The organism is Viridibacillus sp. NPDC093762 (genome assembly GCF_050279675.1).
Classification (GTDB): Bacteria; Bacillota; Bacilli; order Bacillales_A; family Planococcaceae; genus Viridibacillus.
In genome coordinates, this window is record NZ_JBNNUK010000016.1 from 24,539 (window position 1) to 49,962 (window position 25,424).

The window sequence follows — 25,424 nt, forward strand, 5'->3', positions numbered from 1 at the left end:
CTCTCCTGTCATGTCTTTCAAATTTATTTTTTTAGAGCTTAATACATGATAAAGGTCTTAATTAATTTCATAAAAATACAAATTATTAGATAATTATATATATTATAGTAAACAGGCAATAAATAATAGTAGGTTTTTCGAATAATTTTGACAATAAAAAAACACCTATCTCTCACTCTTAGGAAAAGAGATAGGTATTCAATAATACTTATTATCTTATACTTTAAATCGTTGCGTTAATGTTTGTAATTCTACTGCTTGCTGACTTAGTTCTTGTACAACACTGTTTATTTCTTGCAATGTTGCAGTTTGTTCTTCTACAGCACCTGAAATATGTGCAGATTGCATTGCAGCTATTTCGGCATTTGCCGCAATTTCTTCTACAGAGGCAGTTACTTCTTCAGTACCTGCAGATAATTGCTCGGAAGTTGCCGTTATATCTTCCAGCTGCGTTGTCATTTGAGATACAGAGTTTACAATCTGTCCAAACGATTCGTTCGCATTATCCAACACGTAAACACCTTGGCTGACATTTTTTAGCCCTTCTTCTATTGAAGATGCAACAGTTTTTGTATCATTTTGGATTGTTTGCGTTAAATGAACAATTTGTGATGCCGACCCTTTAGATCCTTCAGCTAGCTTACGTACTTCTTCTGCTACCACAGCAAATCCTTTACCATGCTCCCCTGCACGTGCCGCTTCGATTGCAGCGTTTAATGCTAGTAAATTTGTTTGATCTGTAATATCGGTAATTACTTTTGTCATTTTTTGAATCTCAAGTGTTTGTGCAGTCAGTTTTTGTATTAACTCATTTGTTTCATTTGTCGAATTGGAAATAACATGCATTTGTTGTTTGGCAACTTCTAATATTTTTGTACCTTCACTTGCAATTTTCGTAGTATCAACTGCATGATCAAATAACAATTGTGAAGCTTCAGCAATTCGGCTTACTCCGATTGCTGTTTCTTGCATTGCAATGGAGCTATCCTTCGCTATTTCAACGGAATCGACAGATCCTTTAGAAGTTTGCTCAACGCTATTCGACACACCTTCAGCAGCTTGTGAAACTTCAGTTGTACTTGCAGATAGCTCTTCAATGGCTGCACTTAATTGACTTGTATTATCTGAAATACTAGTAATCAATTCTTTTAGATAGCGCTTCATTTGATTGAAGGATACTGCTAATTGACCGATTTCATCATTACTCTTAACATCAAAATCCGAATGTGTTAAATCTCCAGTTGCAATTAGATTAGAACCTTTTACAATTGCCCTTAAAGGATTACCAACCGTTTTCTTAATGAATATGATGAAGAAAATTGCTAGAATTATGCTAAGTAAAGAGATGATAGTTGCTAGAAGCATAGCTTGTTCTGCTATTTTATGAACACCTTCATTCGCTTTATCTAATTCTTTTTTCTGAAAGTCCATAATTTCTATAGCAGATTCTAGAATCTTTCCATTTGCTACCGAACCAACTTCGTTCAATTCTTTTTTAGCAGCGTCTTTATTGCCTTTTTCATATTCTGAAATGACCAAATCTGCGGAATTATCAAATTTTTCTTTGTTTGCATTGATGTCAGACATATAAGAATGCATTTTTTCCGACATTTCTTTACTATTTAAATCAGATAATGATTGATTAAGCTTTTGCTGATAACTTTGTAAATTCCTTTTTTCTGTATCATTGCCTTCTATTAAATATGAACGTAAAAACAAACCTTGCGCAGCAAGATTGAATTGAATATCATTCGCTAATTGGATTTTTTCAAAACGATCTTTCGTTACTTCATCGAAAGCATCTTCAACCTTTGATAAACGATTATAGTTAAATACTAAAATCACTAGCATCATGACAATCATCGTAATAAAGCCTAAACTAATTTTCTTTTGAATAGACATTTGCCTAACCCCTCGCATCCTAAAATTAAGTAAACATATTAATATACAAGAACTCGACTAAAGCTATCGAATCCTTATATATCACCAACATAACTATAGCATTATGATTAGTCATAATTACTGATTCAATTGAACCAACAATTGACCATGATACTTAATTTTTTTCTAACCAGAAGGACTAGAACTAAATCTTTTAGATTATAAATAAGTTAAATTTTACATTGGAAATTGTTTCTATTTAATTTTCGTAGTAATAATCCATTTTCTTATCGATACAACGTTGCATATTAATATAATAAATCTCTTCATATATAATAGCTGTTGTTTTTAACTACTTTTTCTATTCATCAAAATATCCCTGATTATATCGTTGTATCAAATAATTTTCCAGAAATTCTCTACAGCTATTAGAAAGCTCACTTTTTGATGGATGAATGACATCTCCATACGGTAATTCCCCTACAAAGCGTACCATCCCTGTAAATTCTCTTTTCAATTCATCATCGTAACCAGAAAATTTCACAAAGCATGTTTGAGGTCCATTATGAGCAAAGTCAACGATCATTACTTTATGATTATTCATATTCTCACCACTTCCACATTTAATTTTTTAAAAGTAAGGGTCCATTGCGCTTAAAATGCGCAATGGACCTTATTATTGTTGCCCTATTTCGTAGTTCCTTCATTATACTTACTTACATTTTGAATCTCGTTCAGACAAAACAAATCAGAAGAACACAAGCAATCATAAAACAATTAGCTTTGGTGTAAATCCACCGTTCAATATTACTGCTCGATACAAGAAAATCAATAAATTGGCGTCCCCTGCTCCTAAAACAATAACGGTGTATGTAAATTGGATAACTTATTATCACCAATATAAAAACTTATCTAATAGTTATACTTGAAATCGCACTAACTAATTCACCATGTTCATAGATGGATAGGTAATGATTAGAATAGAAGTTTTGTATTATCCAAAATAGGTGACGAACTCTTCTTCTATAATAACAAATTAAAAGATGCAGTTACATCTGAAATTATACATTAATTCATAAATGAATTCTTTGAATCATATAATTAAAGCGGTAAGTATTTTACGAAAAAAGTATATTAATGTAGAAATAGATAGAATTATAGAGAATATTCAGTAATTAAATCCATAGTTATTTTGCACTATTTTTAATATTCTGAAATTATATTCTTTATTAAATTGATTACATGAAAAAATATCCACGATAATAGTTTTCTTTCAAATACATTTAATTGATATTTTTATTATCATAAAAATATCACAATTTCACTTTAGTAATTCAACGCACTGAATCTATCATTATTACTATTAAAAAGTTATTTCCCTAATAAATTATATAATTGGATTTTATTTGTTTCTATGGAATTCTTTTTTTGTTATATTGAAATTAAGCTTTTCACAAGGGCTTATTATTTTAGATAAGGGGGATTTAAATGGCTAAAAAGAAAAAGTATGTACTGTTTACTCTTTTAGCAATTATTTCATTAGTCTTAGCAGCTTGTAATTTTGGGGGAGATACTGCTAAAGACGATGACGAAGGTAACAAAGGCTCAGAAGGTGCTGTGCAAGAAAAGAAAAAAGCACTAAATTTAGTAATTGCTTCTGAACCACCTGCAATGAATCCGCAGTTGGCTACTGATACAACTTCTGGGAATATTTTATTAAGTCTTTTTGAAGGTTTAACTAGACTTGATAAAGATGCAAAATATGAAAAAGCATTGGCTGAAGATATTCAAATTAGTGATGACCAATTGACTTACACGTTTAAATTACGTGATGCTAAATGGACAAATGGTGATTCTGTTGTTGCAGGTGATTTTGAATACGCTTGGAAATGGGCTTTAGATCCAGCTAATACATCTGAGTATGCATCTCAGCTATATCCTATTAAAGGTGCTGAAGAATTTAATACTGGTAAAGGTTCTGCTGATGACATTGCTATTAAAGTTGTAGATGATAAAACTTTGGAAGTTACTTTAGCAAATCCTACTCCTTACTTCCTTGAGTTAACAGCATTCCAAACATATATGCCTATTAACAAAAAGGTTGCTGAAGCAAACAAAGAATGGTACGCAGATGCTGGTGAAAACTACGTTACAAATGGTCCATTCAAATTAGCTGAATGGCAACATGACGCCTCTCTAAAATTAGAAAAGAATGCTGATTATTGGGATGTTGCAAATGTTAAATTAGACGAAGTAAATATTGGCATGGTAGAGAAAGAAGCGACAGCTGTTAGTAAGTTTAAAGCTGGTGAAATTGATTATCTAGGTTCTCCGTTCCAAACTGTGGCACTGGATTCAATTGATGAGTTCAAAAAGAGCAACCAATTAAATATTCAACCATTAGCTGGTGTATATTGGTACAAATTAAACAATAAAGGTAAATTCACGAAGAATGCTAATATTCGTAAAGCTTTGACATTAGCTATTAATCGTCAAGAGTTAATTTCAAATGTAACTAAAGGTGAACAAACACCAGCTTTAGGAATGGTTCCTCCTGCTGTTGCTGGTTTTGAAGAAGACCGCGGTTATATGAAAGACAATGATATTGAAGGTGCAAAAGCTGCACTTGAAGCTGGTATGAAAGAGCTTGGCATTAAAAAAGCATCTGACATTGAAATTGGCATTTCAATTAATACAAGTGAAGCACATAATGCGATTGCACAGTTTATCCAAGAAGGTTGGAAAAAGAACTTAGGTATCAAAGTGAAAATTGATAACTCTGAGTGGCAAGTATATTTAGATAAGTTAACTAACCTAGATTATGAAGTAGGTCGTATGGGTTGGATCGCTGACTATAGAGATCCTTACACATTCCTAGAAATGTACTCTACTGCTGATAATGGTAACAATGATACTGGATGGGAAAATCCAAAGTACAAAGAGTTGATGAAGAAATCAGTAGCTGAAAAAGACCCTGCAAAGCGTCTTGAAATTTTAAAAGAAGCTGAAGGAATTGCAATGGGAGAACTACCAGTTGCACCTATCTACTACTACACAACCCTTTTTGTTAAAAAGGATTCTGTAACAGGTATGGAACCTGATCCAATCGGTAATATCCAGCTTAAAAGAGCAGATATCACTGAATAATACGCACGCAGTACACGCTGGATAAACTGTTAGATATTCTATCAACAGCAAAGAGCTGCCTCATAGTCGTTTACTCGGCTTATGAGACAGCTTTTTTTAAACTAAACTCTAAGAAAAAAAGGAGGAGTTTCATGTGATTAAATACATTTTAAAAAGACTTATGTACATTTTGCTTGCGCTTTTTGTCATTATTTCCGCCACTTTCTTCTTAATGAGATTGGCCCCAGGAAGTCCATTTGCAAGTGAGCGTAGTTTTCCACCTCAAATCGAGAAACAGTTAAATGCAAAATATGGGTTAGACAATCCTTGGTATATCCAATATAAAGATTATCTTATCGACTCAGCTTCGTTCGACTTTGGTGAATCGATGAAATATAAAATGCGCTCTACAAATGATATGATTTCTGAGGGATTCCCTATTTCTTTAACTTTGGGTATTGAAGCCATGCTACTTGCTGTGGGACTAGGCATACTTTTAGGTGTCATTTCAGCGCTTTATCACAATCGCTTTCCCGATTATTTAGCTACTACAATTGCTGTCGTAGGAATATCAATCCCCTCTTTTGTATTGGCAGGTTTATTGCAGTATTTCGTAGCTTTAAAACTAGGATGGTTCCCAATAAGCGGTTGGAAAGGTTTTAGCTATAGTATTTTACCTGCATTCGCTATTGCCATGACACATATGGGTTTTATCGCCAAACTTACACGTTCCAGTATGCTTGAGCAAAATAATAGTGATTATGTCAAAATGGCACGGGCAAAAGGAATTGGCAAATGGACTATTGTTTTCCGACATACATTACGTAATGCCCTGTTACCTGTCGTTACATATATTGGACCTTTAACAGCTGGTGTTGTGACGGGAAGTTTTATTGTAGAACAAATTTTTGCAATACCAGGACTTGGTAAGCACTTCGTTACGAGTATTTCGAATCGTGATTACACAGTTATTATGGGTACTACCGTGTTCTACTCTATCATCCTTTTACTTGCGGTATTTATCGTAGATATTTTATACGGTATTATCGATCCACGTATTAAGCTGAGAGGAGCGAAAAAATAATGTCACAACAACAATTAGAAAAAATCGAAAAAGAAATGTTTGAAATTGTCGGAGGAAGACATGAAGAAACTGAAAAGCTAGCAAAGAAATCTATGTCTTTTTGGAAAGAGGTTATCATTCGATTTGCTCACAATAAATTAGCTATTTTCGGTTTAATAGCACTTATGACTATTTTATTAATGGCTATTTTTGCACCTATATTTTCACAGTATACTTATAGTGAACAACTTGGATTATACAATAAGGCTCCATCAGCAGCCAATTGGTTTGGTACAGATGATTTAGGACGAGATGTATTTGTTCGTGTTTGGGAAGGTGCAAGAATTTCTCTATTCATTGGCATTACTGCTGCTATTATTGATTTAGTTATCGGGGTAGTATGGGGCAGTATTTCAGGACTAGCTGGGGAACGTGTAGATAATATTATGATGCGTATTGCAGATGTTTTAACAGCGGTCCCCTATTTACTTGTTGTAATCGTTTTATCAGTAGTTTTAGGAAATGGAGCTTTTGGAAATGGCTTGTTACCTATGATTATCGCACTTTCTGTCACTGGGTGGATTAATATGGCTCGAATAGTTCGTGGTGAAGTGCTATCCATCAAAAACCAAGAATTTGTCTTAGCTTCCCGTACTCTTGGAGCTAATACGAAACATTTAATTATTAAACATTTAATTCCAAATGCATTAGGTGCTATTTTAGTAACAATGACATTAACAATTCCAACTGCTATTTTCACAGAATCTTTCTTAAGTTATCTTGGCCTTGGTGTATCAGCACCAATAGCAAGCTGGGGTACAATGGCTTCTGAAGGGAACAATGCTATTACAAATGCGCCTTGGAGACTAATTTTCCCTGCGATAATGATTTGTACGACTATTTTTGCATTTAATGCAGTTGGCGATGGCTTGCGAGATGCACTAGATCCAAAATTACGTAAATAAGGAGGTTGAACAGAATGAGTGAACCAATTTTACAAGTAAAAGATTTAAGAATTCATTTTAAAACGTTTGCGGGTGTCGTACAAGCTGTCCGCGGTGTGAATTTTGAACTAAAAGCCGGAGAAACACTTGCCATTGTAGGCGAATCTGGCTCGGGGAAAAGTGTTACAAGTAATGCCTTGATGAAGCTGATTCCAGAACCTCCTGGCATTTATGAGTCTGGTGAAATCATCTTTAACGGTCGTGATTTAATCCCCCTTTCAGATAAAGAAATGTCTAAAGTACGAGGTAATGAGATCTCGATGATTTTCCAGGATCCTATGACATCATTGAATCCAACTATGCGTGTCGGTAGACAAATTACTGAAGTAATTTTAAAACATAAGAATGTATCAAAGTCTGATGCAAAAAAACGCGCAATTAAATTATTAGATCAAGTAGGAATTCCAATGCCTGAAAAACGCTATAAACAGTTTCCACACGAATTTTCTGGTGGTATGCGACAACGTGTTGTGATTGCTATTGCTTTAGCAGCTGAGCCTAAACTATTAATTGCTGACGAACCAACAACTGCTCTTGACGTAACAATTCAAGCACAAATTTTAGAACTTATGAAGGAAATTCAAGAGACGAGTAATACATCGATTATCTTCATCACACATGATTTAGGTGTTGTTGCCAATGTTGCTGATCGAGTGGCAGTTATGTATGCTGGACAAATTGTTGAATATGGAACTGTAAATGAAATTTTCTATAATCCTAAGCACCCATACACATGGGGATTACTCGGTTCTATGCCAGATATTGATAGTAATTCAGATGAATTATTACGAACTATTCCAGGTTCACCGCCTGATTTAATTAATCCTCCTAAAGGAGATGCATTTGCAGCTCGCAATGAATTTGCTTTGGCAATTGATTATGAAAAAGAACCACCTATGTTCCAAGTAAGCGACACTCATTTTGCTAAAACATGGCTATTGCATCCTGATGCACCTAAAATTCCAATTCCTGAGGCTGTTGCAAAACGAATTGCAGGATATTTAGGAAAGGAGAATATGCTAAATGGCAAAAAAACTATTAGAAATTAAAAACTTAACTCAATATTTCGGTTCTTCAAAAGAGCTTGTAAAAGCTGTTGATGGCATTAGCTTCGATATTTATGAAGGTGAAACTCTTGGACTAGTAGGAGAATCTGGCTGTGGTAAATCTACAACTGGCCGCTCTATTATTCGCTTATATGATATAACGGATGGAGAAATTATCTTTAATGGCAAAGATGTTCATAGTAGTAAATCAGCAAATGAGATGAAGCAATTTAATCGACAAATGCAAATGATCTTCCAAGATCCATACGCTTCACTGAATCCTAGAATGAAAGCTAGTGAAATTATTAGTGAAGGCTTTGATATTCACGGTCTTTATAAGAACAAAAAAGAACGCCGTGAAAAAGTAGAATCCTTACTAGAAGCTGTTGGTTTAAATAAGGAGCATGCAAACCGCTATGCACATGAATTTTCTGGCGGACAACGACAACGGATTGGTATTGCTCGTGCGCTGAGTCTAAACCCAAGTTTTATCATTGCAGATGAACCGATTTCTGCACTGGATGTATCGATTCAAGCACAAGTTGTAAACTTATTAAAACAACTTCAAAAAGAATTTAATTTAACTTATTTATTCATTGCTCATGACCTTTCTATGGTGAAATATATTAGTGACCGTATTGCAGTTATGTATCGTGGTAAAATCGTTGAGATTGGGTTAGCAGATGATATCTATCATTCTCCTGTCCATCCATATACGAAATCTTTGCTCTCAGCTATTCCTTTACCAGATCCAATATCTGAATCAAAACGCACACGAATTCCTTATGAACACGAAGAACTAGATGAAAGCGCTTCATTTTATGAAGTAGCTGACAAACACTTCGTTTATGGTACCGCTGCTTCCGTAAAGAAATGGAAAAATGCTTAATAACACGACAAAACCACCGCTCATTATATGAACGGTGGTTTTTCATTATGTTAGAAGCTATAGAATTAGTTTTCTTTCACAGCCGTTACCTGCTTCACTTTACGCCATTTTGAGCGTAATTCCCAAACAGTTATAAGTAATGCGAGCCAAACAAACCCATTGTTGAAGCTAATACCACTTGATGATTCACCACCGAGCAGTTGCATTACTATTATTGTTAAAATGATATAACCAACTAAAAAAGCATGCCACTTAAATTCATCTAATACATTTCTATTCGATTGTTTAATTGGCAAAAAACTAATGACTATTAATATTAATATAAAAATTACGATAGGTTTTTTCGGAATTACTGAAAACATCTCCAATTGTGAGAAATAATCCATTACAAATAGTAAAGTTAACCCACTTAATAGAAAAATATGTTTCGTTTTTAAAAAGGACATGACAGCTAACTCCTAGTTTTCTTCTAGTATATCAAAATCAGTAGAATGAGATCACATTATTTTCGTTAATAAAGTGAATTTTTCAATATCTCGAAGTATGAAATTCACCAAATCCATTTGTATATTATTTGGATTTAATAATGAATATACCTTATGTACTCATATAAAAAACCTCCAATGAGTCATCAGAGGTTTTGTAAGCTTGATTTACTGTTTGAACCAATACTATAAATTACCTTTTTAGTAGCCTAAATCATACATTTATTATTTCAACATTTGTTAATTCTGCCTCACGTGAAAGCCGCGTTAATTGCATTTTTAATATATTATTATACCTTACTCTCATAATCACTTTGTGGAAACCAGTTTCTTTATACATTTTCAAAGTATCACCAAGGTTATCTATGAGATCTGGTGTTACAACTTTCATATCAGTACAATCTATATCTAAGAGAAATGATTTAGTATTGATTGGTTTCGTGATTATTTTATAATCTTTAGCAAATTTTTCAGCCTGTTCTAATGTCATTTTATCATTTACGACAACATTAATTACTTTCATTACTTTATCCTCATGTATTTCATAACCTATCATATCTACTCCTCCTATAATTAGTTATTTTACATGTTTTTCAGAATATTGTCATTAATTTGTCTTTTATTTTATTTAACTAGTTCATTAATTAATAGAATGTTAGTGGATAAGTTGATTAAATGCATGGCTAAACAAAAAAACGTACAGCATTGTCACAGTTCAATGCCATACGCCTTTTCTTCTTTACTATTTCAATTCAATTACAACATCTTTAGCAACGATAGAAAATTCAGCTAATGGGCTATCAAATAAAACACATAGTCTGAAACCGCCCTCAACTATTGATATCTCTTCGTACAACCACCAAGAGCCATTTCTGACTGGTGCAGTACTAGTAAATTCACTAACACCAATGAAAGTAATTGATAACATATCCATTTCATGATACGTATTCTCTAAATTCAACTTAATTGTACATGTTTGGTCAGTATTACTTTCTATTGTTTGAATTATTGCATCATGAAATGAGTTAACAAATAGATCACTTACAGTTTTAGAAAGTTCACTTTTGGCTACAATAAAATCTGCTGCACAACTTTCGAACTTTTCATTGGTCACAGCATCAAAATGCTCCAGCCAGTTTTTTGCCAAGCCCCGCAATTTATTACTTGGGGACCCTTCAATAATAGAGCCATCTAGAACATATGGATGGAATTCTTCAGGTAAAAATTTCAACAATTTATCTCGGTCTCGTTGTAATTCCATTTTGCGTTCTTGTTCTAAATCTATGCCATACTCTCTATAATAAGCTTTTTCCTCTTCCCAATCGCCCATGGTAACAAGGAAAAATAAGTAATTAGATAATTGATTTTCTTCAAACCACTGCTTTGTAAAATATTTCATAAATCCAGTCCCTTCCATTAATACAGCTTTTATAAACTTGTGAAAAAAACAAAGATAAAGTGATTGATAAAGCTTAAAGAAAGATATGAGTAAATGCTGAGGTTTTATATAGACTATCGAGGTGTCTATAATTCTATTTTATATTTACATATATTATTATACATCCTTTATTTTCCTTGTAAATATAAAATTTATTAAATTATGGTAATAATGTAAAATAACTATGTATGACGTTCACAAAAAACCGATATTGTTATGAGTAATTTATATCGCATAAATTCAAATATCAGGAATTGTGATATGATGAAAGTAACCATATAGTGATTTTCAATCGACAAGATTCTATATGGGTTTAATTTCTAGGGGGTTTTTTTATGAGCTTATTTAACATTAAACACACCGAAGGTATACACAGCATTACAGATGTCAAAAAACATAAGAACAATCTTGAATTACATACGATTACGGGAGAAGAATTATATATCGTTGCCTTTTCTGATGAAACATATACGGTGTATGATGATCGCTTTGCGGGTGCTTCAAAGCAAATGAATTCAATCGAAGCTTACGAGATTGATGGAAGCTTCCGAAACTTAGACTTCGATGCGATGCGTAGCCTTTTTTCAAATTCATTTGATCGCTTAATGGATGAGCTTTCAACTTATGTAGGGTCGAATAAACTAGTCAATCTGGATGATGTAAAAGAGGAAATTACGAAGGAAATTAAAGGTATTCACTTTAAAATCATTACAGACACAAAGAAATATCAATATTAATTGTGTAAAGCTGCTACCTATTTGGTGCAGCTTTTTCCTTTTAATTGTAGTTCAGTCTTCACAAATTAAACAATTTCGTATAAAATAAAACTATCCCCATAAGGAAGGTTGGTTTTTAATTTGAGTACCGTTCCTTTTATTCCAAGACCATTAGTTCGTGTGAATCAATGGACTATACTTTTAAGCGTTATTTTAACTTGGATTACAGGTCAGCCTTGGATTTTAGCCATTCCTTTAGTGGCAAATTTACTTGGTTTGATTTTTAATTATAATCCCATGATGAAATTTGCTCGTCGCTTTTTGAAAAAAGAACCTTCTGCTTATATACCTGAAGATGTTGCCCAGCAAAAGTTTAATTCATGTATAGCTATTTCTTGCTTATTTCTTGGTTTAAATGGCTATTTAGCTAATTGGCCAGTACTTGCATATACATTTACGATCATGGTCGCTGTTGCTTCTTTTGTAGCTATTTTAGGATTTTGTATCGGTTGCCTTATTCTTTTTCAACTCAAACAATTTAAGTATCGAATGAGTAATTCTTAATCTAATGAAAAATAATTATTTACGATAAATACGCCATAGAAAGAGACCACTTTATAGCGGTCTCTTTCTATGGCTCTATTCTTTTCTATTCCTTAATTAATGATTTCACTTAGCTTTTCCCCATTGAAAAGCCTTCAAATAGACGACCTCCAAAAGGTTCAATTACTTTTTCACTTAAATGAATAACTTTACTTTTCTCAGCCGTTTTATAATAGGTATCGAATGCATCAACAAAATCCTCGGTAAACTTTTCATCATAGTTCTTTAACGCCCGAATTATCCATTTTGAGGATCCTATCCATTGATTATTAGTTCTTAACACAAATTCATGAATAAGCTCAGCTAATTCGTTAGCTATGAAAATTTCTTCTGCACGATTATTACAACCTATAAAATCATCTAATACATCTGATATAAAATATCGCTTCGTAGTAATGATTTCTTTCGTCCATCTTTCAGGTCCCTTATCTAATATCTCTTTAGCTTCTAGCTTTATCGATTGAATAATTCCTTCATCTTTTAATAGTATCCCTTCCCATACCATCCTTTGCATAGAAGGCTTAGCAGCTTTGTAATCGAGTTCGAAAAAGTGTTTGTAGGAAGTTAAACTATGTACAAAAACTTCGATTGGCCATCCAAATTCTTTTAAGGACTCTCTATAACTTGAATTTAAACTTTTATCAAATACGACTATGTCAAGGTCAGAAGTATCTGTTCCCTCTCCTCTGACAACACTTCCAGCTAACACAGCTCCTTGACAATTCGGAAAGTTCTTATTGATAAATTGATGTGCTGCTTCAATTGGAATTATTTTCGTCAAATCTCCCATGATCATCACCTCTGATTGATTGAATTTTTTATATTAATTTCCATATTAACTAATGATAGAATAAACTACTAGTAAAAACTTCAAAAATCTACACACAATATATCCCAAAATTAAGTCAAAAAAAAACGATTAATACTCAAAACTGAGTTAATCGTCTTTGTCAGGATGGTCAAAGTAAATCATCCTTATTTATTTTTTTATTGACACATTATACTTTGCTAGTGCCTCTTCTAAGTTTTTTAAGTACTTCTCGGACATGCTCTTATTCGTAGCATACGTATTCATAAAAAATTCATCTTGGTCATCTGCATATGATTTCAAGCTATTGTATATACCTTTTTGATAACCTATATAGTTATTGAAGGCATGATGAATTTCTTTTTCAGCTTCAGTCTTAGGCGATAGGTCTACAGTTTTCAAATACGCAATTTGCTGATTTGCTAACTTCAGGAATTTTTCACGATTTTCTGCATTCTTTAAATAGGAGTCATCATTAATAATGCTTTTTACAACACTGTGTATTTCTTCTTTAGATGTTGGCAATTCCACTTTTAATACTGCTTCTATGCTTTTATGAAAGTCATTTGAAACTTTTGCATCGGCCTCAGCTACAACCCCAATAGTTTCAACCTTTTTGGCTGTCTTATCACTACTACACCCTGTTATTAATATAGATCCTGCCATCAATACTGAGAGGAATGAAAGCGTTTTTTGCTTAGTAAATTTGCGCATGAATAGCCTCCTAAAGTTATCTTTATTTTATCATAATTCTAACATTAATGCATTTATTTTACTATTTTTAAGCAACAAGGATAATCAATAATTACTAAATAAAATTCTATAGTAACAATTTAGACTTATTCTTATTTATCAGTCTCGCCTTTTTTTGATTTTTTTAACCTTATATCCAATAAATCCATAATACCCTTCTAAATCTCTAATAATTCCCTGTTATTTATAGTTATGCCACTTTTTTACTTTCTACTCCATAAATGTCGACATTATTCCTATTCTTTCATTAAGACCTTAATCTTAACTTCATAAAAAAAGACTGCTTCATTTTACATGAAGGCAGCCTTTAATTTTACGCTGTATAAGCGCATAGCACTTGTGTCTCCTTTTACTTCAAACATTCCGTTTGCTATTAACTCTCTTAAACGATACTCAATAAATGCATCACCGATATGATTTTCAATATTGCCTAATGCTTCACCAACTAACCTAGCTGCCTTCATAAAATTTCCAGGCTCTTCTTCTGTCCTACCCAGAAGTTCTTTATGTAAATATCTAGCACATTCAATGATAAAATTATCATAATAATTAGCTTCTGTAGAAATAATCATGCCGTCTTCCAGATAGCGTAGATCATTCATCGTCTTTGAGAGTTTCTGCCATTCTTTAATATAACTAGCTTGATCCGATTTGGAAACTGACTCACCAGATGACGTCATATTAATTAATTTTTCAGGAACCACTTCTCCTGTAGTCCTAGGTACAAACAGCGGTTCTAACTTTTTTAATTGAGTACTAACATTCACTATTTCGATTAGATTTTGGGCATTATTTAATTCATTCATTACAAACCGTAACCCTATTTGTTCATGCGCACTTTCAGATACCCATATACAAACAGGTACATCATCTTGTATGCCTTTAAACTGATCGCTTTGTAAAGGATCATACGAATTTTCCACTTCTCTTATGATGTGTTCTTGCATCCACTCTATACGAGCCTGCGCATCATTTAATGGTCCTATGGAAAAAATATCTCTAACGACAAAAACCCTTTCCTCCTTTGTTTTTTTCATCAAGTGTAGTACATGTTTTAAACTACCAGCAGCTGAGTCTCCAAATACGATATGTATTTTGTTCAAAATATCACTCCTGTTCGCTATTTATTTTAGTCATTTCACCAGAGTATGGATAAAACAAATAGCGATTTTCTTTTTTGCCCTCTTTACCAATAATTAAATAGCAATCTGTATGTAATGCAAAAGAATCCGTGTTATAACTGATTTTACCACTTTCTTCTGTTATTACTTTTACGCTATAATAGTCAGCAATCTTCACTTCAGCATCAGCAAGTGTAAATGTTGGTTTATAAAATTCAAAACTAATAAGTAATATTAGGACGAAAATGATGCTGGAAATACCTAAGCGAGAACTAATGTGTGCATACTGATTTCCTTGTCGCTGCAATATATAATAGATTCCCAATCCCATTAATAACACAATTGATATTGTTATAAAACTTCCTAAATTATCTATAAACTCATATCGCCTTGCTTTAATGTAAAAATATACAGCTGCTATCAATAAAATTATTGAAGCTATTGGTAACACCCTCGCTTTCAATTCTCTCACTCCTTTTAAAATAAATAGATACTGCATTTTCATTCGTCATTCCTACAGTGTTTCTTACGCTTTTCATTTATATTTCTAAGTATGCATGTTTTTCTCACTAATGTTGACACTAAGTCCATTCTTTCTCTGTTTGGAGTGATGAACATTACTATAAATTTAAGTACGATATCTCATAATAGTGCCATAATGTCTATTACAATCGGTGTTGGATTACTGTTAATAGTTCGATTTATGAAACATTTGAAGAGATCAAAAATTGGACAATTGGAAGGCTGGTCAATTGGGTTTGCTATTCCAGGTTTTATTTTAACAATAACTGGAGCGCAAATGTCTTTAAAATCGCCATTATATAAAATAGATTTTCTTTATAATAATATTATCTTCGGCGAGCTTTCATTTGCTTTTGGTGTTTTATTGTTAGCAGTATCAATTCTTCTATGGAGAAAAGCTAATGTTTTCGCGAAAAATAACGTTGATTATATGGATTCAATGACTATTTCACGAATATTAATGAAAGAAGCACCAATATTGCTAAAACCACTTTCTTACTTTACTTTTGCTATAGGTTTGGCTCTTTTTTCTATTGCCATTGCAAGTCTCCGTCTTCAATTATTCTCAACTTTAGATGATGATCTAATTACGAGTTTCTTTACCAAATACCCTTTAATTGAAGGACTCCTCATATCCGGTTTATACGCAATAATAGGCATTGGGGCAATATTGTTACCCTTTACTTTAAAGCAATATGCAAAACCGAGTATCTTCAAAATCATGATCATTTGTTGGAAAATCGCAGGGATTGCCTTTATTTTAATTGGCATGATGAATTATTTTACACCTATTGGTCTAATAGTCCATTCGATGGGCAAATAAAAAACGTAGTAGACATTATATCTACTACGTTTTTATTTATGCACCAACAAACAGAACACATTGACTGATTGCGATAAAAAAGGCTGGATTTTGAATTGGCGAATCCTCTTCAATCACTAGCTCTATCAAGAACTCATCACCTTCTGTTGCCTTCCAACGGGCAATATCTACACCATCAAGTGCAAAGCGGGACCAATCTTCCATTTCCTTATGTATCATCATTTTCATTTGACCATCTGTGATCACAAGGTCTGGAATCAATTCCTTCCAACCATCGTAGGCAAGCATATATTTCTTTTGTTGTTTTAAATCTTTTGCTTCATAAAAAATTTTTCCTTTACGATTGACCTTTTTACACGTGAAAAGTGGCTCATCCTGCATATCAAAAACGTCATATCTTAAAAAATAACGATAATCCATTACTTTATCCAATATACGCTTCAAACTATTTGAATAGTGGCGTTGAAATGTGAATATAGCCTGACCTGACTCATCAGCTACCGTAATTTTCGGTGTTGTTTCAATCGAATTTGGGTGTAAGTAAGTATATCTTTGCATCATTTGCTCCTTTAAATCTAAACGTTTCATAAGTAAACTATAGCATTTTCAGGGCAGGAACGCACTTACTGGCTTAAAACGATTTTATAGTAAACTTTCAAAGGTACTAACGATGCAATAACAGGACATCATCAACTGGTTCTAGCTTCCTATCGGTAATAAAAATACACTTTTTTATTTCTTTACAGCATTTTCTAAAATATCGAAAAAATCGTTATCATCCACCATTATATATTTTTTTTTGTGTCTCATCTACGTATATGATTTTATTAGATGTATCCGCAAACAAAGCAAAGTACCCACTTACCGAAATGTTTATGATGTAATTGTAATGTAGGTCTATATTTGAATCCTCCATTTTCATTTCTTTAAATTTCGCATTTTCAAAAGCCTTTAGTAGTTCTTTTTGTGTTTCTTCCGAAATTTCAACCGTTGCCAACGAATGAACTTTTTTAACTGTTATATATGAATCTTTTTCATTAAAATCTATTCTCCAAAATAAATCCTTTACAGATAAAGTTGTTTTTTTTACCTTTTCAGTTGAAGGTGTTTTATCAACTTTCACACTACCAAAAGACTTGTATTGTCCATATATATATAAACCCATCCCAACTAAAACGACTAGAACAATAGTTATAACAAAAGCTTTTCGTTTACGCATAAATCCCTCCCCATTACCTCTTTTTTCTTTTTTCTTTTTTCTTTTTTCTAATCATAGCAAAATTATTACTTAAATATGTAAACTATTGCCAATATCACTTTCGATATTCGGTGTGAATTTCCCTTTATTAAAAAAGACATTTTTAGTTGGGAGGTTTTAATATACGATGAAATGATTCTAGCAATTTCAACTGTCAACTAAAAATTGCCCTATCTTTTTTTAGTGAGTTATAACCATAATTACAAAAAAGCTGTTAGTTTTAAAACTAACAGCTTTTTTCTCTTTAGCTATATACATATAAATCAAATTGAATTTCCGCATCTATTGAACTAGAAAAGTCTATGATATTTTTCTGCAAATACATTGCAGGTTTATCATTATTTTCTATTTCAATTACAATCATAAACTGAAATTGTAAACCATATCTCTTCTTTAGTTGTATTAATTCTTTTGTTTTTTCTTCTAGAGACTTTAATATTACATTCAACTGATCGTTTATATCGAGAGATTCTTGATAGCCCGTACTTAAAGTCCAACTTGTCTCTTTTCTACGTAAAATTTTAGTAGCGAAAGGTTTTTCTATAACATCCCCCTTTTTGTATGTTTCTGTAGGTTCTACATTCAGAATATTTGTTACTTCCTCCAAAGGAAAGTTATCTCCAAACGCACTAAAATAAGCCATTACTTTTGTTTTATCCAAGATAATCTCTCCTTTTTCAGCTAATACACAACTCTTTTTGCAATCAGTTATTAGCCCCTTACTTGTCCATTCCCATATACAAAATACTTACTCGAAGTCATTGCTTGTAAACCCATTGGTCCTCTTGCATGAAGCTTTTGCGTGCTAATGCCGATTTCCGCACCATAACCGAATTCAAAGCCGTCTGTGAAGCGCGTAGAGGCATTATGATAAACTGCTGCTGCATCTACGCCATTTAAGAATAGCGCTGCTGCAATCGCATCTTCTGTTAAGATAGCTTCAGAATGATTTGTACCGTATATATTAATATGTTCGATTGCTTCTACAACTTCTGACACGACTTTTACACTAACTGTTAGTGCTAAATATTCTGTTGCCCAATCCTCTTCTGTAGCAACCTTTGCACCTGAATATGCATTACAAACAGTGTCATCTCCAATAATCTCAACACCATGTGCTGCTAAAGCTTCTAATAACGCAACACCATGCTCTGAAAACCATTTTTCATGGATTAGTACACTTTCTGTTGCATTACATACAGATGGACGATGTGTTTTTCCGTTAATGACAATACTTGTTGCCATATCAGGTTTTGCAGTTTCATCTATATAGATATGACAATTTCCTGCTCCCGTTTCTAAAACCGGAACTGTCGCTTCACTTACAACCGTATCGATTAATGCTTTTCCACCGCGAGGAATTAGTACATCTAGATATTCTTTTAGATGGAATAATTCCTTCGCCGTTTCACGATTTGTATCTTCGATTAGCTGCACTGCATCTACTGGTAATGTTGTCTGCTCAAGTGCCTTATGGATAGATGCGACTAGTGCAATATTCGAAAACTTCGCAGATGAACTGCCACGTAAAAGTACAGCGTTTCCTGTTTTCAAAGCTAGTGTCGCTGCGTCTATAGTAACATTTGGTCTTGCTTCATAAATCATGCCAATCACACCAAGTGGCACTCGTTTTTTCTGAATATGCAAACCATTTTCTTTCTGAATATCCTCTAATACTTCACCTACTGGATCATTTAATGATACTAATAATAGAATCGCATCTGACATATCTTGAATGCGTTTTTCATTTAAAAATATGCGGTCTAAAACAGATTCAGAAAGGCCTTTTTCTCTACCTGCTATAATATCCTTGTTGTTTTCTTCAATTATCGTTTCTTTATCTTTCAGTAGCTGTTCTGCAATTTTTTGTAATGCTTCATTTTTTTCTTGTGTTGTTTTACTGTTCATATGATAACTTGCTATTTTCGCTAACTTACCTTTTGTGTTTACTTCGCTCATTGTGTTACCTCCATTTAGTTACGCTTTTACCCACTTATCACGGTGAATGACTTCAATATTTGATACGATAAGTTCGTTTGTTCGTTTCCCCATAGCTTGTTTTAGTTCATCTGCGGAATAGAGTACTTCTCCTCTTCCAATTACACCATTTTTACCATAAACTTCAACAACATCGCCTTTTTGGAAAACACCCTCCATTTTAAAGACACCAGCAGGAAGTAAACTACTACCTTGCGAGACAAGTGCTTGCTCCGCACCTTCGTCCACAAAAACTTTACCTGAAACAGCTGAAAATAACGAAATCCATTGCTTATTATTATTTAGAACAGGTAGTTCGTCTTTCTCTATATACGTCCCGTCCCCTGTACCCTCCAGTACTTGCAATAGTTTTCGATCACCTTTACCGTTACCGATAAATACCTTCACGCCTAGTTCATACGCCGTTTTCGCTGCCATTAATTTTGATTCCATGCCTCCTGTGCCTACTTTTGAACCTGCACCACTAGTGAATGACAACATTTCTTCCGTTACTTCAGTTAAATAATCAATGCGTTTTGCATCTGGATTTTTAAATGGATTAGCGTTATACAATCCATTGATATCTGTTAAGATAATTAACTGATCAGCATGTACCAACCCGCTTACTAGTGCCGATAGCATGTCATTGTCACCAAAAGTAAGTTCTTTTACTGACACCGTATCGTTTTCGTTGATGATCGGTAATACTGAACGATCCAATAATTCTGACAATGTAGAATAAGCATTTTTATAGCGATGCTTGCTTGAGAAATCTGTTCTAGTTAATAAAATCTGTGCTGTTACAATACTATGTTTGCTTAATTGTTCTGTATATGATTGTACTAATAGGCTTTGACCAACAGCTGCAGCTGCTTGTTTTCCTTTTAACGTAACTGGTCTTGAAGAGTACCCTAGCTTACGAAAACCACATGCTACAGCCCCTGATGATACTAATACCACTTCATGCCCTGCCTTACGTAGTGTTGCAATTGCATTTATATGATCTTGAAACTTAACTTGATCTATCTCACCCTTTGCATTCGTTAAAGAGCTACTACCTATTTTCACAACAATTCGTTTTTTATCCATCTTTATTGCCTCCAATGCAACATAAAAAACCCTTTTCGCCCTCGAATATATCAAGGACGAAAAGGGTTACTTCTCGTGGTACCACCTTAGTTGAATGCATTAAATGCACCCCACTCAACCTCATAACGCTTGAGACTGCGCCTATGTTTGCATAGGAGCTAAGAAGTAGGTTCCGTGTGTTTGCTGTTACGATGCCTTGCAGCCGGTGAACATCGCTCTCTTATACAGTAAGATTACACATACTAGTCTTCTTTTCGCTAAATATTAATTATAAGCATGCAACAGATTCTTTTAACTGTCAATAATCATTTCATAAATAAAGAAATAATGCTTAATTCCACTTCTATTTGTGATACTTCTTACTCTTTTACACCTTAGAATAATTCATGTAAAAACGACTATCAATTCGTAAAGTGATAGTCGTTTCCTGTAAGTTAGTTGGTGAAATCGTTACATCCTAGACCTGCTCACAGCATCTTTTATGGAAAATGCTGATGTAATAACAGCAATAACAATGGTAGCTAATACAATCAGTAATACAAATCTGTCCTCCTGCATATCAATAAAATTCAATAAATACTTTGTAAACTCTGGTTCAATAATATTTGGTCGTGTGATGATTATTATAAAAGCTGCAGTTGCAATGAGCTCATAAAACGTTTGGAAGACAACAACTTTTTTTGTCCATTGCCCTTGGATTCGTTTAAAGAGAGATAATGCAATACCCAAGACAGCAATAATCACAATCAGAATCCAAAAATCATTTAAAATTTGTTGATTAAATGTTGGATATTTAAAAATGAGATCATCTTCTCTTTTCAAGTACACTCCAATTAAACGATCCGCATTAAAGTAAATTGAAACCCAAATAGCGGTCCATACTAAACTACCAAAAAACGCATACTTTGAAATAGATTTATGCTTAGTAGTTAGCTGCACTTTTTTTAAATCATTAAGAGTCCATTTTTCAAGACCAGTCAAAAGTTCCTTTTTTGGCTCTTTGGCAAATCTTTCGAGTAACGCAAAGATTAGCGTTAACCAAAAGAATACTTGAATCGCAACTTCTAGCAGCATACCAATACCATTACCAACAAGAGTGAGGACTACCATTAATAAGGCTTCATCTCCCTCATAACTAAAAGCAAATTCTATGACAAATGCAATAAGAGCAATAGTCATTGCAATCGGAACTATCGTTTTTAAAAGAGATATATAGGATTGATAATATAATGGACCAATTAAATACATGGGTTTTTCCAGATAGGTTTTTGCAAGAACTGCTGGATCACCTAATTTTACAAGCGCCTCTTTGACGTCTTCTTCCGTAAAACCAGATGGCAACATTTCTTCAATAATCGCCTTCAATTCAAGAGCAATAGCTGCTCGATCTTTTTGAGACAATCTTCGAGTTACTTCATGGATATATTTATCAATTAATTCCATTGGCACCCTCCCCTTTGTATACCTCATATTGATGCATTTTGGATCCCCCCATTTTTTTAACACTTAATTACATATACTTCATATATTAGCCAAATGTATTATATGCATCACATTCATTTTTATCTACAGTCAAATAAAAAAACGACTATCTATTTGTAGAGATAGTCATTTCTTAATCATATCAATTTGCATTAATCATCTGTTTTATATGTAAAAAATCATTTCCAAAATTGGACAAGGGGCACCCTCAGCATGAGAGTACCCCTTAATTTATAATTAGCTAATTTTAATAAAATTCAAATTTCAACCCGATCATCCGGGGAATATTTACTCAAAAGCCTATAGCTTTCTGTACCGCGGTAAAATTCCACTGGTTAGCTTTCTAACCTAAGCAACGCAAACCCTACCTTCTTTTGCGTCCTTGTGACCCCAAAGTCACTCCAGTGTGAATAAGTATCTACAAAAACATTTAGTAGAATGCCAACATTTATAAACTAGCTAATCAGCATAAATAATAGTATCTCACGAAAAAGCAGTTTTGTCAATGGAGTTGCTTCACTACTTTCTAATGAATGTACTTGATTTATAGTTTTTCTTTTAATTCCTCTATTTGTTCAATATGTCTTTTTTCGTGGTATCCGATAAATTGAACCCACTGATCTAGACTCATTAATCCGAATATTTCCTGCGGATAGGCTTTCTCCTTCAGTTGATCCTTGTTGCTATTTGACACAACCCGAAGAAGAGCATGACGTGATTCTTTCAGTTTATCTTTCATCTCTTGCAGTGTGATAAATCTTGCATCTGGATCTGCAAATGAAGGTGCTTTTATTTTTGTAGAACGGTCTACTGTTAACTCAATTGGCTTCACTTTAGCAGACTGCTTTTCACCTTTTTCCAAAGTATATTGAATTGCTTTTGTTACTCCAGATTCAATTAAATGCAGATGATGAAGTACTTGCATAATCGTCCAACGACCTTCTTCAACTTCCTTATTTAATTGCTCGTCCGATAGATTGCTTACACTATTCAATAATTCTTCTCTTACGCTTTTGTTAAGTTCTAAATACTGTTCCATTTTATATCCCTCCAATACTTCCTATACTATTAGTCTATCAATGAGAATATTAACACCAAATATTGGATAATGACTTCACGGAAACGATCAATATTTAAACATGCTATATTATTAAATGAGAAGTAGCAGCTCTAATAGAAGACAAAATTAAATCTTGAACAAATCATTTGTTAATTCTTTTCACCATAAATCAATTGTCCACCCATCAAATTACTTCTATCTCTCCATTTTACATTTTTTGCGGAAATCCAAGTTAGTCCTTCTTCTAAACTAAGGATTTCAGGATTAAAACCTTCACAATTAGCCCAATAGAAAATACCATTTTGTTTTATAAACGTCGAGTCAAGAATTACTGCACAATAACTCTCTGGAAAAGGGCTGATGCAAAAATGGATAATCTCTTCAAATATGATTTCAATAGCAGAAATTGGCCCAGCTTGTCTTTGAAAAAAAAGACGTACAGATGTAGAAGGGTCAATTGCCATACCGTAATTTTCTCCAACAAAACTTTTTGTTTGAACATGACTTTCTTTCAAACAACTATCATGAAAATAGCCAAAATTATTCATGAAGGTCTTAATGTCTTCATCTGTACTTAACGTTTGCCAATCCATTTCTACACTCCTATTTTGAGAAAAACCAATATGAATCAATGCATTAGCTTTTCAATTTCATTTGATTTAGAAACTTCTGCGCCTGCTACTTTCATTATTTTTCATTACAGAAGTTCTTTCATTCTCTTTAAAGTATAAATGAAATATTCCCAGTTATTGATTGTTGAAGATATACTGATATGCTCATCTGGTGTATGCACTAGAAAGATATCTGGACCAATGGAAATAGCATCTAAACCGGGAATTTTCTCGATAAATACACCGCATTCAATACCCGCATGCACAGCAATTACTTCCATCTCTTTACCGTATTTTTCTTTATACGTTGCTTCAAATAGTTTCTTAGCTTTTGAATCAGGGTTATAGGGCCATTCAGGATAATCAGAATCAATGAGTACTTCACATTCAAGCATTTCTGCAATCGTTCTTACTTGGGTGACCATATTGGATTTTACACTTTTGATAGAGCTTCTTATTTCACTTTCAAATGTAATAGATGAATCTGTTGTCGTCACAACTCCTAAATTCGTAGAGCTTTCCACTAACCCCTCTATAGCCATACTCATTCCTTGAACACCATGTGGAATTAACAGTAAAGATGTAATGGCTTTATGCTTCGTTTCATTGGCGAATACATTTGTAGAGCTGATGTCTCTTTTTTCAAAGACAATCGATACGTTTGGATCTGAAAACTGTAATTCGTTTTTCAAAATAGCATTGTATTTATCAATTTTCTCTTTTATCTGCTCTACATTTTCTAAATGAAGAAAGACATTTGCTTCTGCTTCTCTCGGAATCGCGTTAGGCTTTAAACCGCCATTAATCTGTTGGATAGAATATTGAAATTCAGATGATAGTTCATGTAATACTCTTCCTAATAATTTATTAGCATTGCCTCTCTCTTTATTGATAGAGATACCAGAATGTCCACCTTTTAATCCTTTAATTCCAATGCTATAAGCTACTTCATGGTCCGTAGCATTATCCCATTTAATCGGCAGTACTTGCGTAACATGTACGCCCCCGGCACTGCTGACAAGTAATTTACCATCCTCTTCTGAGTCAATATTAATCAGTATTTCACCTTTGAAATGGGCAGCGTCTACAGCAAGCGCACCATTCATCGTTGACTCTTCTTCAGTCGTAATGACCACTTCTAGAGAAGGGTGCGGGATATCATTTGCATCTAATAACGCTAACGCATAAGCAACTGCGATTCCGTTATCTGCTCCTAGAGTAGTATCCGTTGCGTAGAGCATATCCCCTTCTATTCTTAATTGAAGTGGGTCCTTTTCAAAATCATGAATTGTATCAAGGTTTTTCTCACAGACCATATCCATGTGCCCTTGGATAATGACCGTGGGCACATTTTCATATCCATTAGTAGCATCTTTTTTAATGATGACATTTAATGCGGAGTCCTGTATTACTGCAAGATTGCGCTCTTCTGCAAAGCGAACTAAATAATCACTAATCGCCTTCTCATTCCCTGAACCTCTTGGAATTTTAGAAATCTCTGCAAAATAATGAAATACTTTATGATTTGTTAGTTCTTCTAGACTACAATACATACGATTCACCTTTTCTTTAACAATATTTGAAATGTTTAGTATTATTATAACTCAACTTTTGAACAAGATGTTGTCATGACTATCTATTGTCAGTATATTCGTATGTAGATTTTGAA

General features: G+C 33.5%; 26 protein-coding genes and 1 other annotated feature. Of the genes, 8 read left to right on the forward strand and 18 right to left on the reverse strand.

Features of this window, described 5'->3' with window-relative positions; all coding sequences use genetic code 11:
- Positions 1–216: 216 nt before the first annotated feature.
- Both ACQKM9_RS16810 and ACQKM9_RS16815 read right to left on the reverse strand, forming a co-directional pair.
- Complete coding sequence (locus ACQKM9_RS16810; protein WP_427735512.1) at positions 217–1,902, reverse strand: methyl-accepting chemotaxis protein; 1,686 nt, start codon at positions 1,900–1,902, stop codon at positions 217–219.
- 340 nt (positions 1,903–2,242) lie between these two features.
- On the reverse strand, positions 2,243–2,485 hold the full coding sequence (locus ACQKM9_RS16815) for a hypothetical protein (protein WP_427735513.1): 243 nt from the start codon (positions 2,483–2,485) through the stop codon (positions 2,243–2,245).
- An 884-nt stretch (positions 2,486–3,369) separates the two neighbouring features.
- Here ACQKM9_RS16815 and ACQKM9_RS16820 point away from each other — a divergent pair.
- The 5 genes from ACQKM9_RS16820 to ACQKM9_RS16840 all read left to right on the forward strand — a co-directional run bounded on the left by ACQKM9_RS16820 (position 3,370) and on the right by ACQKM9_RS16840 (position 9,009).
- A complete protein-coding gene (locus ACQKM9_RS16820) occupies positions 3,370–5,028 on the forward strand; it encodes a peptide ABC transporter substrate-binding protein (protein ID WP_427735514.1) in 1,659 nt (552 codons plus the stop codon).
- Positions 5,029–5,161: 133 nt separating this feature from the next.
- Positions 5,162–6,091 carry an ABC transporter permease gene (locus tag ACQKM9_RS16825; RefSeq protein ID WP_427735515.1) on the forward strand — a complete coding sequence of 310 codons (930 nt, stop codon included), beginning with the start codon at positions 5,162–5,164 and terminating at the stop codon, positions 6,089–6,091.
- On the forward strand, positions 6,091–7,035 hold the full coding sequence (locus ACQKM9_RS16830) for an ABC transporter permease (protein WP_427735516.1): 945 nt from the start codon (positions 6,091–6,093) through the stop codon (positions 7,033–7,035). Before ACQKM9_RS16825 ends, ACQKM9_RS16830 begins: the two co-directional genes overlap by 1 nt.
- Positions 7,036–7,049: 14 nt before the next feature.
- Complete coding sequence (locus ACQKM9_RS16835) at positions 7,050–8,123, forward strand: ABC transporter ATP-binding protein (RefSeq protein WP_427735517.1); 1,074 nt, start codon at positions 7,050–7,052, stop codon at positions 8,121–8,123.
- Positions 8,098–9,009, forward strand: coding sequence for an ABC transporter ATP-binding protein (locus ACQKM9_RS16840; protein WP_427735518.1), 912 nt, complete (start codon positions 8,098–8,100; stop codon positions 9,007–9,009). Before ACQKM9_RS16835 ends, ACQKM9_RS16840 begins: the two co-directional genes overlap by 26 nt.
- Before the next feature lie 65 nt (positions 9,010–9,074).
- Here the strand turns inward: ACQKM9_RS16840 and ACQKM9_RS16845 are convergent, their stop codons facing one another.
- The 3 genes from ACQKM9_RS16845 to ACQKM9_RS16855 form a co-directional block, all read right to left on the reverse strand.
- A complete protein-coding gene (locus ACQKM9_RS16845; protein ID WP_427735519.1) occupies positions 9,075–9,455 on the reverse strand; it encodes a hypothetical protein in 381 nt (126 codons plus the stop codon).
- A gap of 253 nt (positions 9,456–9,708) precedes the next feature.
- The gene (locus ACQKM9_RS16850; RefSeq protein ID WP_427735520.1) at positions 9,709–10,050 is read right to left on the reverse strand and encodes a hypothetical protein; all 342 of its coding nucleotides are present in this window, start codon (positions 10,048–10,050) and stop codon (positions 9,709–9,711) included.
- A gap of 186 nt (positions 10,051–10,236) precedes the next feature.
- Positions 10,237–10,893, reverse strand: a complete 657-nt coding sequence (locus ACQKM9_RS16855; RefSeq protein ID WP_427735521.1) for a DUF4085 family protein — start codon at positions 10,891–10,893, stop codon at positions 10,237–10,239.
- A 374-nt stretch (positions 10,894–11,267) separates the two neighbouring features.
- On the opposite strand from ACQKM9_RS16855, the gene ACQKM9_RS16860 reads away from it, so the two are divergent.
- Positions 11,268–11,669: a hypothetical protein gene (locus tag ACQKM9_RS16860; RefSeq protein ID WP_427735522.1), complete on the forward strand. Its 402-nt coding sequence runs from the start codon at positions 11,268–11,270 to the stop codon at positions 11,667–11,669.
- 120 nt (positions 11,670–11,789) lie between these two features.
- Positions 11,790–12,212, forward strand: a complete 423-nt coding sequence (locus ACQKM9_RS16865; RefSeq protein ID WP_427735523.1) for a DUF4395 domain-containing protein — start codon at positions 11,790–11,792, stop codon at positions 12,210–12,212.
- A gap of 109 nt (positions 12,213–12,321) precedes the next feature.
- Here ACQKM9_RS16865 and ACQKM9_RS16870 read toward each other — a convergent pair whose 3' ends face one another.
- From ACQKM9_RS16870 to ACQKM9_RS16885, 4 genes are all read right to left on the reverse strand, one after another.
- Positions 12,322–13,041 (reverse strand): nucleotidyltransferase domain-containing protein, encoded by a 720-nt coding sequence (locus ACQKM9_RS16870; RefSeq protein ID WP_427735524.1) that lies wholly within the window; start codon positions 13,039–13,041, stop codon positions 12,322–12,324.
- A 189-nt stretch (positions 13,042–13,230) separates the two neighbouring features.
- The gene (locus tag ACQKM9_RS16875; protein ID WP_427735526.1) at positions 13,231–13,773 is read right to left on the reverse strand and encodes a hypothetical protein; all 543 of its coding nucleotides are present in this window, start codon (positions 13,771–13,773) and stop codon (positions 13,231–13,233) included.
- Positions 13,774–14,102: 329 nt separating this feature from the next.
- Positions 14,103–14,915 (reverse strand): DUF1835 domain-containing protein, encoded by an 813-nt coding sequence (locus ACQKM9_RS16880; RefSeq protein ID WP_427735527.1) that lies wholly within the window; start codon positions 14,913–14,915, stop codon positions 14,103–14,105.
- Between the two features lie 4 nt (positions 14,916–14,919).
- Entirely contained in the window at positions 14,920–15,396 is a 477-nt protein-coding gene (locus ACQKM9_RS16885) for a hypothetical protein (protein WP_427735528.1), read from the reverse strand.
- Positions 15,397–15,591: 195 nt separating this feature from the next.
- Here ACQKM9_RS16885 and ACQKM9_RS16890 point away from each other — a divergent pair, with 195 nt between their 5' ends.
- Positions 15,592–16,278, forward strand: a complete 687-nt coding sequence (locus ACQKM9_RS16890) for a DUF981 family protein (RefSeq protein WP_427735529.1) — start codon at positions 15,592–15,594, stop codon at positions 16,276–16,278.
- A 36-nt stretch (positions 16,279–16,314) separates the two neighbouring features.
- Here the strand turns inward: ACQKM9_RS16890 and ACQKM9_RS16895 are convergent, their stop codons facing one another.
- The 9 genes from ACQKM9_RS16895 to ACQKM9_RS16935 form a co-directional block, all read right to left on the reverse strand.
- Entirely contained in the window at positions 16,315–16,866 is a 552-nt protein-coding gene (locus ACQKM9_RS16895) for a tubby C-terminal domain-like protein (RefSeq protein ID WP_427735530.1), read from the reverse strand.
- 187 nt (positions 16,867–17,053) lie between these two features.
- On the reverse strand, positions 17,054–17,497 hold the full coding sequence (locus ACQKM9_RS16900; protein WP_427735531.1) for a hypothetical protein: 444 nt from the start codon (positions 17,495–17,497) through the stop codon (positions 17,054–17,056).
- Positions 17,498–17,780: 283 nt separating this feature from the next.
- Complete coding sequence (locus ACQKM9_RS16905; RefSeq protein ID WP_427735574.1) at positions 17,781–18,179, reverse strand: DUF4279 domain-containing protein; 399 nt, start codon at positions 18,177–18,179, stop codon at positions 17,781–17,783.
- A gap of 68 nt (positions 18,180–18,247) precedes the next feature.
- On the reverse strand, positions 18,248–19,495 hold the full coding sequence (locus ACQKM9_RS16910) for a glutamate-5-semialdehyde dehydrogenase (protein WP_427735532.1): 1,248 nt from the start codon (positions 19,493–19,495) through the stop codon (positions 18,248–18,250).
- An 18-nt stretch (positions 19,496–19,513) separates the two neighbouring features.
- Positions 19,514–20,602, reverse strand: a complete 1,089-nt coding sequence (gene proB / locus ACQKM9_RS16915; protein ID WP_427735533.1) for a glutamate 5-kinase — start codon at positions 20,600–20,602, stop codon at positions 19,514–19,516.
- A 49-nt stretch (positions 20,603–20,651) separates the two neighbouring features.
- Positions 20,652–20,866 (reverse strand) — a binding site (T-box leader).
- A 186-nt stretch (positions 20,867–21,052) separates the two neighbouring features.
- Complete coding sequence (locus ACQKM9_RS16920; protein WP_427735534.1) at positions 21,053–22,045, reverse strand: HAAS signaling domain-containing protein; 993 nt, start codon at positions 22,043–22,045, stop codon at positions 21,053–21,055.
- Between the two features lie 583 nt (positions 22,046–22,628).
- Positions 22,629–23,123 (reverse strand): DinB family protein, encoded by a 495-nt coding sequence (locus ACQKM9_RS16925; RefSeq protein WP_427735535.1) that lies wholly within the window; start codon positions 23,121–23,123, stop codon positions 22,629–22,631.
- A 170-nt stretch (positions 23,124–23,293) separates the two neighbouring features.
- Positions 23,294–23,737: a hypothetical protein gene (locus tag ACQKM9_RS16930; RefSeq protein ID WP_427735536.1), complete on the reverse strand. Its 444-nt coding sequence runs from the start codon at positions 23,735–23,737 to the stop codon at positions 23,294–23,296.
- 104 nt (positions 23,738–23,841) lie between these two features.
- On the reverse strand, positions 23,842–25,308 hold the full coding sequence (locus ACQKM9_RS16935; protein ID WP_427735537.1) for an aminoacyl-histidine dipeptidase: 1,467 nt from the start codon (positions 25,306–25,308) through the stop codon (positions 23,842–23,844).
- Between the last annotated feature and the right edge of the window lie 116 nt (positions 25,309–25,424).

Coding starts and splice junctions, on each gene's coding strand:
- ACQKM9_RS16810 (WP_427735512.1), bottom strand. CDS start 1,902: ATGTCTATTCAAAAGAAAATTAGTTTAGGCTTTATTACGATGATTGTC.
- ACQKM9_RS16815 (WP_427735513.1), bottom strand. CDS start 2,485: ATGAATAATCATAAAGTAATGATCGTTGACTTTGCTCATAATGGACCT.
- ACQKM9_RS16820 (WP_427735514.1), top strand. CDS start 3,370: ATGGCTAAAAAGAAAAAGTATGTACTGTTTACTCTTTTAGCAATTATT.
- ACQKM9_RS16830 (WP_427735516.1), top strand. CDS start 6,091: ATGTCACAACAACAATTAGAAAAAATCGAAAAAGAAATGTTTGAAATT.
- ACQKM9_RS16835 (WP_427735517.1), top strand. CDS start 7,050: ATGAGTGAACCAATTTTACAAGTAAAAGATTTAAGAATTCATTTTAAA.
- ACQKM9_RS16840 (WP_427735518.1), top strand. CDS start 8,098: ATGGCAAAAAAACTATTAGAAATTAAAAACTTAACTCAATATTTCGGT.
- ACQKM9_RS16845 (WP_427735519.1), bottom strand. CDS start 9,455: ATGTCCTTTTTAAAAACGAAACATATTTTTCTATTAAGTGGGTTAACT.
- ACQKM9_RS16850 (WP_427735520.1), bottom strand. CDS start 10,050: ATGATAGGTTATGAAATACATGAGGATAAAGTAATGAAAGTAATTAAT.
- ACQKM9_RS16855 (WP_427735521.1), bottom strand. CDS start 10,893: ATGAAATATTTTACAAAGCAGTGGTTTGAAGAAAATCAATTATCTAAT.
- ACQKM9_RS16860 (WP_427735522.1), top strand. CDS start 11,268: ATGAGCTTATTTAACATTAAACACACCGAAGGTATACACAGCATTACA.
- ACQKM9_RS16870 (WP_427735524.1), bottom strand. CDS start 13,041: ATGGGAGATTTGACGAAAATAATTCCAATTGAAGCAGCACATCAATTT.
- ACQKM9_RS16875 (WP_427735526.1), bottom strand. CDS start 13,773: ATGCGCAAATTTACTAAGCAAAAAACGCTTTCATTCCTCTCAGTATTG.
- ACQKM9_RS16890 (WP_427735529.1), top strand. CDS start 15,592: ATGTCTATTACAATCGGTGTTGGATTACTGTTAATAGTTCGATTTATG.
- ACQKM9_RS16895 (WP_427735530.1), bottom strand. CDS start 16,866: ATGAAACGTTTAGATTTAAAGGAGCAAATGATGCAAAGATATACTTAC.
- ACQKM9_RS16900 (WP_427735531.1), bottom strand. CDS start 17,497: ATGCGTAAACGAAAAGCTTTTGTTATAACTATTGTTCTAGTCGTTTTA.
- ACQKM9_RS16905 (WP_427735574.1), bottom strand. CDS start 18,179: ATGGCTTATTTTAGTGCGTTTGGAGATAACTTTCCTTTGGAGGAAGTA.
- ACQKM9_RS16910 (WP_427735532.1), bottom strand. CDS start 19,495: ATGAGCGAAGTAAACACAAAAGGTAAGTTAGCGAAAATAGCAAGTTAT.
- proB (WP_427735533.1), bottom strand. CDS start 20,602: ATGGATAAAAAACGAATTGTTGTGAAAATAGGTAGTAGCTCTTTAACG.
- ACQKM9_RS16920 (WP_427735534.1), bottom strand. CDS start 22,045: ATGGAATTAATTGATAAATATATCCATGAAGTAACTCGAAGATTGTCT.
- ACQKM9_RS16925 (WP_427735535.1), bottom strand. CDS start 23,123: ATGGAACAGTATTTAGAACTTAACAAAAGCGTAAGAGAAGAATTATTG.
- ACQKM9_RS16930 (WP_427735536.1), bottom strand. CDS start 23,737: ATGGATTGGCAAACGTTAAGTACAGATGAAGACATTAAGACCTTCATG.
- ACQKM9_RS16935 (WP_427735537.1), bottom strand. CDS start 25,308: ATGTATTGTAGTCTAGAAGAACTAACAAATCATAAAGTATTTCATTAT.